Annotated in this window: 12 protein-coding genes and 1 pseudogene; 4 read left to right on the top strand and 9 right to left on the bottom strand. The window is 73.5% G+C overall.

Translation table 11 applies throughout. From position 1 onward, the window contains the following. Positions 1–225 (bottom strand): hypothetical protein (locus IMZ35_RS31240; RefSeq protein WP_229373673.1); only part of this gene is annotated, 225 nt, incomplete at its 3' end. 179 nt (positions 226–404) lie between these two features. On the opposite strand from IMZ35_RS31240, the gene IMZ35_RS30060 reads away from it, so the two are divergent. Beyond that, positions 405–1232 carry a (2Fe-2S)-binding protein gene (locus IMZ35_RS30060; RefSeq protein ID WP_199444602.1) on the top strand — a complete coding sequence of 276 codons (828 nt, stop codon included), beginning with the start codon at positions 405–407 and terminating at the stop codon, positions 1230–1232. A gap of 197 nt (positions 1233–1429) precedes the next feature. Here the strand turns inward: IMZ35_RS30060 and IMZ35_RS30055 are convergent, their stop codons facing one another. Further along, complete coding sequence (locus IMZ35_RS30055) at positions 1430–1774, bottom strand: histone-like nucleoid-structuring protein Lsr2 (RefSeq protein WP_199444601.1); 345 nt, start codon at positions 1772–1774, stop codon at positions 1430–1432. Positions 1775–1899: 125 nt separating this feature from the next. Beyond that, positions 1900–3354 carry a lysine--tRNA ligase gene (lysS, locus tag IMZ35_RS30050; protein ID WP_229373684.1) on the bottom strand — a complete coding sequence of 485 codons (1455 nt, stop codon included), beginning with the start codon at positions 3352–3354 and terminating at the stop codon, positions 1900–1902. 129 nt (positions 3355–3483) lie between these two features. Between lysS and IMZ35_RS30045 the strand changes: the two genes are divergently transcribed. Continuing rightward, on the top strand, positions 3484–4269 hold the full coding sequence (locus tag IMZ35_RS30045; protein WP_199444600.1) for a class I SAM-dependent methyltransferase: 786 nt from the start codon (positions 3484–3486) through the stop codon (positions 4267–4269). A gap of 45 nt (positions 4270–4314) precedes the next feature. Here the strand turns inward: IMZ35_RS30045 and IMZ35_RS30040 are convergent, their stop codons facing one another. The 5 genes from IMZ35_RS30040 to IMZ35_RS30020 form a co-directional block, all read right to left on the bottom strand. After that, a complete protein-coding gene (locus IMZ35_RS30040) occupies positions 4315–5100 on the bottom strand; it encodes a type III pantothenate kinase (protein ID WP_199444599.1) in 786 nt (261 codons plus the stop codon). Positions 5101–5108: 8 nt separating this feature from the next. Beyond that, positions 5109–5579 (bottom strand): aspartate 1-decarboxylase, encoded by a 471-nt coding sequence (panD, locus tag IMZ35_RS30035; RefSeq protein WP_199444598.1) that lies wholly within the window; start codon positions 5577–5579, stop codon positions 5109–5111. 23 nt (positions 5580–5602) lie between these two features. Next, positions 5603–6511 carry a pantoate--beta-alanine ligase gene (gene panC, locus IMZ35_RS30030; RefSeq protein ID WP_199444597.1) on the bottom strand — a complete coding sequence of 303 codons (909 nt, stop codon included), beginning with the start codon at positions 6509–6511 and terminating at the stop codon, positions 5603–5605. A gap of 3 nt (positions 6512–6514) precedes the next feature. Further along, positions 6515–7402 (bottom strand): Rossmann-like and DUF2520 domain-containing protein, encoded by an 888-nt coding sequence (locus IMZ35_RS30025; RefSeq protein WP_199444596.1) that lies wholly within the window; start codon positions 7400–7402, stop codon positions 6515–6517. A 141-nt stretch (positions 7403–7543) separates the two neighbouring features. Continuing rightward, complete coding sequence (locus tag IMZ35_RS30020; protein WP_307869035.1) at positions 7544–8737, bottom strand: PrsW family intramembrane metalloprotease; 1194 nt, start codon at positions 8735–8737, stop codon at positions 7544–7546. Positions 8738–8766: 29 nt separating this feature from the next. Between IMZ35_RS30020 and IMZ35_RS30015 the strand changes: the two genes are divergently transcribed. Together IMZ35_RS30015 and IMZ35_RS30010 are read left to right on the top strand one after the other, a co-directional pair. Then, positions 8767–9705, top strand: coding sequence for an SAM-dependent methyltransferase (locus IMZ35_RS30015; RefSeq protein ID WP_199444595.1), 939 nt, complete (start codon positions 8767–8769; stop codon positions 9703–9705). A 210-nt stretch (positions 9706–9915) separates the two neighbouring features. After that, positions 9916–11043 (top strand): NADH-quinone oxidoreductase subunit D, encoded by a 1128-nt coding sequence (locus IMZ35_RS30010; protein WP_307869032.1) that lies wholly within the window; start codon positions 9916–9918, stop codon positions 11041–11043. Between the two features lie 3 nt (positions 11044–11046). Here the strand turns inward: IMZ35_RS30010 and IMZ35_RS30005 are convergent. Continuing rightward, a pseudogene (locus tag IMZ35_RS30005) lies at positions 11047–11654 on the bottom strand (hypothetical protein); the annotation flags it as partial.

Raw genomic sequence — 11654 nt, 5'->3', positions numbered from 1 at the left:
GTTGTGGTTGAGCATCCGGGCCTCTTCCTGGGCCAGGACAACCACCCGCCTCGCGCGGTCGGTGAACCTCTCGAACATTCGCACTCCCTGACTGCTGCGCCGGCGGTCCTCGGGCTCCACCATGGCGAACCGTGGAGAGCGCGGCACCGTACGACCACTGTAGTCGTCGAGGCCGTCGCGCTCAGTTCCCGATCGCGGCAAGTCGACTTCGGGGATCTCTGACACCCGTGACAACGCAGGTGGGGGCCCTGTGATTCCACGGGTTGAGTCGTGTCCGCTCATGGCGAACAGTCCCCCGATCGGCCGAGCCGCCGGTGACCGGCGTCACGGTCGGCTGGCAAGTCAGGCGACCCTCTGTAAGGTTAGGCACGCCTTAGACCGACGACGCGAGGGTACGAGCGCTCATGACCGTTCCGGCGAGGGTGGCACCCTGCGGAAGCTCGGGAACGCCCGGCGGCGGGCCCCTGGCCCGCTCGGTCGCGGCCGCCTCCACCCTGCCCAGCTACGTGGAGCTGCGCTTCGGCCTCCCCGAGGACGCCGCGGCCTCCGGCTGGGTGCTGTGCTCCGAGCTGCTCGACCAGCCGGAGCGCTTCGCCGCGTGGCGCGCGAACCTGGGCGAGTGGCTCGTCGAGCAGTACGGCGTCGCTCCGGAGCGCACGACCGGCGGCTACGTCACCGGGTGGTACCTCAGCGTTCCCGGCCACCTCGCCGGGCTGCTCTTCCACGCGGCCCGCCGCGTCCCGTCGCTGCGCCCGGAGGACGTCGCGCTGCGGCTCTCGCCGGACGGCCGTCCGCACCCGGTGGGCGTGGCGCTGCTGTCGGACGAGTTCGCGTGCCTGCCCGACGACCCCGAGGGCGACGATCCCGCGGCGACGGTGGTGGCCGACGAGACGGCACTGGCCGGGGTGCTGCGCGCGAGGTTCGCCGCGCACGCCGCGAGGTTCGTGCGGTCCTTCGGCCCGACCGTGCGACTGGGCCGGCGTCAGCTGTGGGCGGCGGCGACCGACGCGCTGGACAGCGCCGCGTGGACGGCGGGTCAGCTGTGCGGCGACGAGGCGTCCGGCGTCACCGACGCGGCGCTGCTGCTGCCCGACCGCGTGGACCCGTTCACGTCGGCCTCGACGCTGCGCAGGGTGGACGGCGCGTGGACGAGGCGCCGGGAGAGCTGCTGCTTCCACTACGCCCTGCCGAACGCGGAGCCCTGCGCCACCTGCCCGAGGGTCTGCTCGTAGAAGGCTGCCGCCGACCAGCTCAGAAGGCGCGACTCGCCGTGCTCGAACGGCCGGCTCGCGGTGCCCGAACAGGAAACTCGCGGTGCCCGAACGGGCAACGCGCGCATCGGCGGCGGGTGACACGTGCGCGCTGTCGCGGGACCGCTCGCGAAACTCGTGGAGCGAGCGGTCCCGCGACGCAGTCGCGGCAGGTCACATCAGCCCTGCTGGTGGTACGCCTCCAGGACCTCGGCCGGGATGCGGCCGCGGTCGGAGACCTTGTGGCCCTGCTTGCGCGCCCACTCCCGAATGGCCTGGTTCTGCTCCCGGTCGGCCGACGCCGGGCGGGCCTTCGTCCCGACCGGGCGTCCGGTGCCGCGCTTGCGACCACCGGCCCGGCGGGCACCGGCGACGAACTCCGCGAGCGCGTCGCGCAGTTTGGTCGCATTGTCGTCAGAAAGGTCGATCTGGTAGGCGACGCCGTCCAGGCCGAACTCGACGGTCTCCTCAGCGGTGGAACCGTCCAGGTCATCGACCAGCGTTACGGTGACCTTCTGCGCCATGCGTATCCTCCAGGACTCGAATGCGCGGTACTGCATGCCCCGACCGCGACCGAAACTAATGGTGTGCTGAGGTGCAGGTTAGCGCACAACTGCGGATACGCACCTGGCGAGACGTGAGAAGTCCGTCATTCCGGGCGCACGAGCGGGAAGAGGATCGTCTCGCGGATACCGAGACCCGTGAGGGCCATCAGAAGACGATCAATACCCATTCCGACACCACCGCTCGGTGGCATTCCGTACTCCAGTGATCGCAGAAAGTCCTCGTCGACCGGCATGGCCTCGTCGTCGCCCGCCGCGCCCAACCGGGCCTGCGCTTCCAGCCGCTCGCGTTCCACGACGGGGTCGACCAGTTCCGAGTAGCCCGTGGCCAACTCGAATCCTCGGACGTAGAGATCCCACTTTTCAGCGACACCGGGCTTGGTGCGGTGCTGCCGGGTGAGCGGCGAGGTCTCCACCGGAAAGTCCCTCACGAACGTGGGGGCGTGCAGGTGATCCCCCACCAGGTGCTCCCACAGCTCCTCGACGAGCTTGCCGTGCCCGGTCTTCGGGTCGACCTCCAGACCGTGGCGGTCGCACAGCGCGAGCAGCTCAGCGGCGGACGTGTCGGGAGTCACCTGCTCCCCGACGGCGTCGGACAGCGACTCGTACATGGACAGGGTGGTCCACTCGCCGGACAGGTCGTACTCGGTGCCGTCGGCCAGGGTGACGACGTGGGAACCGGCGACAGCGGTCGCCGCCTCCTGGATCAGCTCCCTGGTCAGGGTCGCGTTGGTGTCGTAGGTGGCGTACGCCTCGTAGTACTCCAGCATCGAGAACTCCGGCGAGTGCGAGGAGTCGGAGCCCTCGTTGCGGAAGTTCCGGTTGATCTCGAAGACCTTCTCGATGCCGCCGACGACGCAGCGCTTGAGGTACAGCTCCGGCGCGATGCGCAGGAACAGGTCGATGTCGAGCGCGTTGGAGTGCGTGACGAACGGCCGCGCCGCCGCACCGCCCTGCAACGTCTGGAGCATCGGCGTCTCGACTTCCACGAATCCGCGGCGGTCGAACGAATCGCGCAGGGAACGCACGACGGCGGCGCGGCTGCGCACGGTGTTCCGCGCCTGCGGGCGCAGGATGAGATCGACGTAGCGCTGCCGAATTCGGGTTTCCTCGGCGAGCTGCTTGTGCGCCACCGGCAACGGGCGCAGCGCCTTGGACGTCAGCCGCCACTCGTCGGCCATCACCGACAGTTCGCCGCGCCGGGAAGTGATGACCTCACCACGCACGAAAACGTGGTCGCCGAGATCGACGTCGGTCTTCCAGTCCGAAAGAGCGGTCTCGCCGACGCGGTTCAGGCTCAGCATCGCCTGGAGTTCGGTGCCGTCGCCCTCGCGCAGCGTGGCAAAGCACAACTTGCCCGTGTTGCGGATGAACATCACCCGACCGGTGATGCCGACCATCTCGCCGGTGGCGGTGTCGGGCTCCAGGTCGGGGTGGTTCTCCCGAATCTCGCGCAGGGTGTGCGTGCGGGGCACTTCGACGGGATAGGGATCGACGCCGCGTTCGAGCAGGCGAGCGCGCTTCTCCCGACGCACCCGCATCTGCTCGGGGAGGTCGTCATCGCTGGTCACGGCGTTCGTCTCTGGCTGCTCGCTCACGAGCCAAGAGGGTACGGAAACACCGGCGCGCAAATCGAACCGGATACCCGGTGTGCTGACTAGGTTGGAGGCGTGACGAGAGCCGAAGATCGACCTGACGACGCCGACCTGCGGGCTCGGCGGGCGAAATCGTTCGGAGCGCACGCTTTCGCCTACGCGGAGCACAGACCGGACTACCCGGTGGAGGCCGTCCGCTGGGCCCTGGAACCGGTCGGTTCCCCGGTGCAGCTCGAAGTGCTCGACCTGGCGGCCGGAACGGGCAAGCTGACCGGTGTCCTGCTCGGCGAGGGGCACCGCGTCACAGCGGTGGAGCCCGACGAGGGGATGCTGTCCGAGCTCGTGCGCCGCTGCCGCGGGGTGCGGGCGCTGCCCGGCAGCGCGGAGCGCATCCCGCTGACCGACGGCGAGGTGGACGCGGTCCTGGTGGGCCAGGCGTTCCACTGGTTCGACCCGGAGCGCGCGCTGCCGGAGATCGCCCGCGTGCTGCGTCCCGGCGGGGTGCTCGCCGGGCTGTGGAACGAGGAGGACGGCGGCGTGCCGTGGGTGGCCGAGGTGAAGCGGCGAGCCGAGACGAGCGCGTCGGGCACCGACGCGCCGAGCGCCCCCGCGGAGTGGATGGTCGTGGACGAGCACTTCACGGCCGAGGAGACGGCCCTGTTCCCGCACTCGTTCCGGCGCACGGCGGAGACGCTCGCGGAGACGCTCGGGACCTACTCGCAGGCGCTGGTGGTGTCGGAGCGGGAGCGCGCCGAGGCTCGGCGGCGGACGACGGACTTCCTGCTGTCGCGCGAGGAGACGCGCGAGGGCGAGTTCGACGTGCCGCTGCTCACGCACGTGAAGCGCCAGATCCGGGTCTGAGGACCGGGAGCGCCGGGCCGCCGTCGTGGGCGGCCCGGCGGCCCGTCAGCGCATGTTGCGCTCGAACACCAGGCGCAGGCCCAGGAGCGTCAGCGCGGGCTCGTGGTGCTTGATCGTGGCCGACTCGGAGACAACGAGGGGCGCGAGGCCGCCCGTCGCGATGACGGTCACCGGCCCCGGCTCGGTCTGCTGGAGCTCCTCGACGATCCGCGTCACCAGGCCGTCCACCTGGCCGACGAACCCGTAGACGATGCCGGACTGGAGGCACTCCACGGTGTTCTTGCCGATGACCGAGCGCGGGCGCAGCAGCTCGACCTTGCGCAGCTGCGCGGCGCGGGAGGCCAGCGCGTCCACGGAGATCTCGATGCCCGGCGCGAGCGCGCCGCCGAGGAACTCGCCCTTGGCGGAGATGACGTCCAGGTTCGTCGAGGTGCCGAAGTCGACGACGACGCACGCGGTGCTGTGCAGGTGGTGGGCGGCCAGCGTGTTGATGACCCGGTCGGAGCCCACCTCCTTCGGGTTGTCCACGAGCAGCGGCACGCCGGTGCGCACGCCGGGCTCCACGAGGACCTTGGGCACCGCGGAGTAGTACCGGCCGAGCATGACGCGCAGCTCGCGCAGCACCGCGGGCACGGTGGACAGCGCCGCGATGCCGGTGATCTTCTCGGCGTACTCGCCGAGCAGGCCGCGCATGGTCAGCGCGAGTTCGTCGGCCGTCATGCGGGCGTCGGTGCGCATCCGCCAGTCGCGGACGAGCGGGGCGTCGTCCCCGGTCCCGTCGTACAGGCCGAGCACGATGTTGGTGTTGCCGACGTCGATGGCGAGCAGCACGGTCTTCCTCAGCTCTCGGCGTGGATCAGCGCGTCGAGCGCGGCGGCGTCGACGGTCTCGGAGGGCGTCCGCGTGACGGCGCCGCTGGACAGCCCGGAGCCCTCCGGGGCGTGCGCGGGATCGGTGCCCAGCTCGACGACGCGGTTGTCGGCGTCGACGAACACCACCCGCGGCCGGTGGGAGCGGGCCTCCGCGTCGTCCATCTGCCCGTAGGCGATGAGGATGACGAGATCGCCCGGCTGCACCAGGTGCGCCGCCGCGCCGTTGATGCCGATGACGCCGCTGCCGCGCTCACCGGTGATGACGTAGGTCTCCAGACGCGCGCCGTTGGTGACGTCGACGATCGCGACCTGCTCGCCCTCCAGCAGGTCCGCGGCCTCCATGAGGTCCTCGTCGACGGTGACCGACCCGACGTAGTGCAGGTCGGCCTGCGTGACCGTGGCGCGGTGGATCTTGGACTTGAGCATCGTGCGGAACATGGCAGACCTCCAGGTGGGACCGGTCAGCCGGCGTGGTCGGCGTTGTCGCCGTCGCCGAGCAGGATCGCCGCGTTGTCGACGAGGCGGGTGGAGCCCACCCGCGCGGCCACGAGCAGCCGCGCGTCGCCGTGGGCCGGCGCGGGGCCGAGGTCCGGAGCACGCAGCTCCAGGTAGTCCAGGTCGACACCGGGGGTGGCGGCCAGCGTCGCGCGAGCGGCGGCGAGCACGGCCTCCGGTCCCCGCGCGCTGACGTGCGCGCCGGCGACGAGCGCCGCGGACAGCGCCACGGCCGAGTCGCGCTGCTCCGGCGTCAGGAAGCGGTTGCGGGACGACAGGGCGAGGCCGTCGGGCTCGCGCACGGTCGGCACGCCGACGACGTCGAGGTCGAAGTTCAGGTCGCGCGCCATCCGGTGCACGAGGGTGAGCTGCTGGTAGTCCTTCTCGCCGAACACCGCGAACGTGGGCGCCACGATGTTGAACAGCTTCGACACGACGGTCAGCACGCCGTCGAAGTGGCCGGGCCGCGACGCGCCCTCCAGCTCAGCGCCGAGCGGACCGGCCTTCACGGTGGTCTGCGCGGCCCCGGACGGGTACACGTCCTGCACCGACGGCGCGAACACCAGCCCCACGCGCTCCTCGCGGCACGCGGCCACGTCCTCCTCCAGCGTGCGCGGGTAGCGGTCGAGGTCCTCGCCCTCGCCGAACTGGAGCGGGTTGACGAAGATCGACACCACGACCACGGTGTTCTGCAGGACGTGCGCCTCGCGGATCAGCTGGCGGTGCCCCGCGTGCAGCGCGCCCATCGTGGGCACGAGCGCCACGTTGCGGCCCGCCGAGCGCAGCGCCCGCACCACGCGGCGCAGTCGCGCCGGGTCGTGGTGGACGGTCACGTCCTTCGGGTCGTAGTCGGCCTTGGTCAGCGGCTGGGTCATGCGTCATTCCTCGTCGGTGAGGGCGGATCGGACGTCGGCGGCGGTGTCGGACCGCAGCAGCCCCGCCGCCTCGGCCCGGTCCGCCGTGCGGCGGGCCAGCGCCCGGTAGACGGGCAGGGTGTCGGGGGCGCGCTCGCCCAGCACGTCGAGGTGCTTGCGCAGCGTGCCGGTGTCACCGCGGGCGACCGGGCCGGTGAGCGCGCGGTCGCCGTGGCGCAGGGCGTTGTCCAGCGCGGCGGACAGCAGCGGTCCGACGAGCCGCTCGGCCGGGTCGATCCCGGCGGAGCGCAGCAGGTCGACGGCGTCGGTGACCAGGGTGACCAGGTGGTTCGCGCCGTGCGCCAGGGCCGCGTGGTAGAGCGGGCGCACCCGCTCGGGGACGCGGACGGGCTCGGCGTCCATCTCCACGACGAGGGCCTCGCCGACGTTCCAGGCGACCTCGTCGCCGTCGGCCGCGGTCACGCCGACGCTGCTGGCGGTCATCCGCAGCACGTCCTCCGGCCGTCCGGTGAAGGTCATCACGGGGTGCAGGGCCAGCGGCAGCGCGCCGACCTCGGCGGCGGGGGCGAGGACGTCCACGCCGTGCGCTCCGCTGGTGTGCACGACGATCTGGCCCGCCCGGACGGAACCGGTGGCCACCAGGCCGCGCACGAGCCCGGCGAGGGCGTCGTCGGGCACGGCGAGCAGCAGCAGGTCGGCCCGGCTCGCCACCTCGGGCGGGTCGAGCACGGGGACGCCGGGGAGCAGTTCCTCCGCGCGGCGGCGCGAGGCGGCGGAGACGGCGGAGGTGGCGACGACGAGGTGACCGGCGCGGGCGAGTGCCGCGCCCAGCACCGAGCCGACGCGTCCGGCGGAGACGACTCCGACGGCGAGCCTGGCCGGGCGGCTCACGGTCCCGCGTCCGCTCGGGTGGTCGCGTTCATTGCGACGAACTCCTTCTGGCGTTCCAGTCCCGACCTGTGCGCGGGTACCGGACGACGGCGACGAGCGTAATCGGCGCGGGGCGCGGATGAGCGGCGCTGGTGACCAGCTTCACCCGCGGCCGTCGCCGCCGGAGCTCTGCAACCCGCCGGGCGCGGCGACCGCCGCGTGCCGGGCGGCCAGCAGCGCGGAGAGGAGCCGCTCGTGCCGCTGCTCCGCGTCGGCCCCCGCGGTGCCGTGCTGCACGCGGTGGCGCAGGAACGCCAGCTCCGTGGCCGCGCGCTGGTAGTCCGCCACGGCGTGCGCCGCGTCGTCGCCGACCTTGCGGCTCACCGTGCGGCGCCAGTTGCGCCGACCGGGCAGGCTGGCCAGCAGCGCCACCTCGCTGGCCGCGATCCAGCGGTTGGCGGCCATCTCGGGGAGCTGGCCCGCGACGATCCGCTGCTCGCGGCGGCGCTGCCACACGACCATCGCGACCATGCCGCCGAAGATCGGCACCATGATCAGGAAGTACAGGTTGATGAAGTCGGAGCCGGTGCCGACCGTGGTGGAGAAGTTCCACAGCGAGTGCAGGCCCACGGCCCCGAGGTAGCCGACGATCGGCGCGACGATCCGCACGTCCCGCCTGACGCTCGTCACGGCGAGGCCGATGCCGATGCCGGCGAGCGAGGTGAACAGCGGGTGCGCGAAGGGCGCGAGCACGCCGCGCAGGACGAACAGCGCCACGACGCCCCCGCCGAGGTCGCCGAACCCGCTGTCGGAGAAGACCCTGGCGAAGTAGTAGATGTTCTCGGTGAACGCGAACCCGGCGGCCACGATGCCCGCGTAGACCACGCCGTCGACGACACCGTCGAACTCGTGGCGGCGGCGCAGGAACAGCACCACCAGGAACACCGCCTTGGCGGCCTCCTCGGCCACCGGCGCGCCGACGACGGCGGCGAACGTCGTGCCGCTGCCGGGGTTGATCAGCTCGCCGAGTACCTGCGCGGACTGGTTGAACACCAGCGAGCAGATCGTCGCGCCGCACGCGCCCCAGGCGAACGCCAGCAGCAGGACCTTCGCGGGCTCCGGCTCCCAGCGGTCCACCCACAGGTAGGCGCCGACGACCGGCCCCACCGGGACCAGCGCGGCGACCGCGCCCACGAGGATGGGCAGCGCGCCGATCTTGGAGGTGCCCAGGCCGAGCAGGATCAGGCCGCACACGGCCAGCGCGATCACACCCACGACCGGCAGGAGGACGGTCCAGCGGCGTTGCTCCACGCGCTTGCGGGAGGACTGCGTCGGCGGCACGGCGGCGTCGGTCACGGGAACAGACCTTAGGGGACACTCCAGACGTGTCGGACCGGGAATCGGATTGGCGTCGCGCGCTGTACGGGCCGGACGGCTTCTTCACCAGGGGTGAACGGCCGTCCCAGCACTTCCGGACCGCTCCGCTGGTCGGCCCGGAACTGGCGTTCGCGCTGCTGGAGCTGCTGAGGCGCACGGACGCGGCGCTCGACCGGCCGCCCGTGCTGGACTTCGTGGACGTGGGCGCGGGCGGCGGTGAGCTGTCCGCGGCCGTGCGGGAGCTGGCGTCCGGCGACCTGGCGCGGCGGCTGCGGGTGACCGCCGTGGACCTGGGGCCGGCGCGGTCGCTGCCGGGCGTGCGGTGGCGGCGCGAGCTGCCCGCTGCGGTCACCGGCCTGCTGGTGGGGCACGAGTGGCTGGACGCCGTGCCGTGCCCGGTCGTCGTGGGCGGGTCGGTCCTGCCGCCGGAGCAGCGGGCGTGGCTGGAGCGCTGGTGGCCGCTGCGGGACGGCTGGACCGCCGAGGTGGGCCTGCCGCGCGACCTGGCGTGGGCGGACGCCGTGGCGCGGGTGCGGGGCGCGGCGCTGGCCGTGGACTACGGGCACCTGCGCGCCGACCGCGCCGCCGGGCGCTACCCGGACGGCACGCTCGCCGGGTACCGGCGCGGCGAGCGGGTCGAGCCCGTGCTGGACGGCTCCTGCGACGTCACCGCCCACGTGGCCCTGGACGCCTGCGCCGCCGCGGCGGGCGGCGCGCACGTGCTGGTGTCCCAGCGCGACGCCCTGGAGGCGCTGGGGGTGCGCGAGACCCCGCCGCCGTCCGGCCTCGCCGCGACGGACCCGCACGCCTGGCTGGACGCCTCCGCCCGCGCGGGCCGGGCCGCCGAGCTGCGCGCGCCCGGCGGGCTGGGCTCGTTCGGGTGGCTGCTGCACACGAGTCCCGGCGTCCCGCCGCCGCTGCCCCCGCTGCCCCCGTGGCGGCCCTGAGGTCGGGTTCTCACCAGCGCTCGCGGCGGCGCGCGGACGGTGTCGAGGACGTGACCACCTCCTTCCGCGTGCACGCCGTCCCGCCGACCAGCTCGCCCTGCCCGGCGTGACGGCCGTCCAGGTGCGCAGCCCGGGGCACGGCTGCTGCCACCGCCCGATCACGCCCCGCTGACGTCGGCCGGAGCGCTCCGGCGTGCGAGCATGGACGGCGTGCCTGAGCAGATGACCGTGGGCGTCGGAGCGGGAGCGCGCCACCTCGGCGTGGACCGGGTGGTCGACCTGGGGCCGCTGCACCCGTCGGCGCACGGCGCCTACCGGCTGCGGCTGACCGTGAGCGGCGACGACCCGGTGATCAGCGCGGCCGAACCGCTGGTGGGGCACCTGCACCGCGGCGCGGAGAAGCTGTTCGAGGTCCGCGACTACCGCCAGGTCCTCACGCTCGCGAACCGCCACGACTGGCTGGCCGCGTTCTGCAACGAGCTCGCCGTCGCGCTCGCGGTGGAGCTGATGACCGGCATGGACGTGCCCGCCCGCGCGCAGTGGCTGCGGGTCCTGCTCTGCGAGCTGAACCGGGTGCTGGCGCACCTGGTGTTCCTCGCCCCGCTCACCCGCGACCAGGACGGCGGTTCCACGCCCGGCACCCGCGCCGCGATCCTGGGCCGCGAGGCCGTCCAGGCGGTGATGGAGGAGGCGTCCGGCGGGCGCGTCCACTTCATGTTCAACCGGATCGGCGGCCTGCGCGAGGACGTCCCGCTGGGGTGGACGGACCGGGTCGCCGATGCGCTGTCCACAGTGGACGCGGACGTGATCGGGGAGTTCGCCGCGAGCGACCACCTCGCCGGAACCGGTGTGCTGTCGCGGGAAGCGGCGCTCGGGCTCGGGGTGACCGGACCGATCGGCCGGGCGTCCGGAGTGGACGTCGACCTGCGGCGCGACGACCCGCCGCCCCCGTACCGCGAGCTGGACGTGACGCCGGTCGTGCGCTCCGAGGGCGACGCGCTGGCCAGGGTGCGCTGCCTGCTCGACGAGGTGCGCCAGTCCGTGCGGCTGGCGCGCGCCTGCCTGGAGCGGCTGCCCGGAGGACCGGTGAACCTGAGGCTGCCCAAGGCGGTCAAGGCCCCGGAGGGCTCCGTCTACACCAGGGTGGAGGCGCCGCTGGGCACCTCCGGCGTGCACCTGGCCTCGCGCGGCGAGAAGACGCCGTGGCGGCTGAAGCTGCGCACCCCGTCGTTCAACAACGTGCAGGCCCTCTCGGCGCTCCTGTCCGGCACGCGGGTGGCCGACCTGCCCGCCGTGCTGGGCTCGTTCGCCGTCGTCGTGGGCGACATCGACAGGTGAGCGTCAGTCCTCGCGACGCCGCCTGCGGCGCGGGGACTCGCCACCGCCGAGCGAGGCCAGCAGTTCGCTGACGGACTTGCCGTCGGCGTGGGCACCCGCGTCGTCCGGCTCCGGCACGGTGCGACGGCCGGGCGCCGCGCGCTCCTCGGCGCGGCGGCGACCGCCCGAAGCGGGTTCGGGGGCGGCGCGGTGACTCAGCCCGGCCGCCTCGGGGTCGAAGTACTCGGTGCGCTCGGCGGCCCTGCTGCCCCGGCGCGGCGGCGGATCGGCGGGCAGCGCCTCCTGGCGCGGGGGCACCGCGACGGGCTTGATGTCGTTGCGGGAGATCTCGACCCTGGTGGGGGACGCGCGGGGCCGCTCGACGGGCTCGGGCGACACGCGCGACGGGTCGGAGCGGCGGACGACCTCGGTGCGCTCCGGGGGACGGGTCACCGGCGAGAGCCGCGACGACGTCGTCACCGACGGGTCGGTCCGGCCGACCCGCGCGACGGGCGTGCCCTGCTCGGTGGACTTCGGCGCCTCGCGCCGCGCCGCCGGTCGCGGCGGCTGCGCGCGCTCCGGGGCGGCCGGTGGCACCCGCGGTGCCTCGCGGCGCGGCGCGGGCTCCCGGC

The organism is Umezawaea beigongshangensis (genome assembly GCF_016464305.1).
GTDB lineage: Bacteria > Actinomycetota > Actinomycetes > Mycobacteriales > Pseudonocardiaceae > Umezawaea_A > Umezawaea_A beigongshangensis.
This window is presented reverse-complemented; position numbering and strand designations above follow the sequence as displayed.

Excerpts from the sequence above, each read along its gene's own strand:
- IMZ35_RS30060 (WP_199444602.1), top strand. The coding sequence starts at position 405 with ATGACCGTTCCGGCGAGGGTGGCACCCTGCGGAAGCTCGGGAACGCCC.
- panC (WP_199444597.1), bottom strand. The coding sequence starts at position 6,511 with ATGACCCAGCCGCTGACCAAGGCCGACTACGACCCGAAGGACGTGACC.
- panD (WP_199444598.1), bottom strand. The coding sequence starts at position 5,579 with ATGTTCCGCACGATGCTCAAGTCCAAGATCCACCGCGCCACGGTCACG.
- lysS (WP_229373684.1), bottom strand. The coding sequence starts at position 3,354 with ATGCGGGTGCGTCGGGAGAAGCGCGCTCGCCTGCTCGAACGCGGCGTC.
- IMZ35_RS30055 (WP_199444601.1), bottom strand. The coding sequence starts at position 1,774 with ATGGCGCAGAAGGTCACCGTAACGCTGGTCGATGACCTGGACGGTTCC.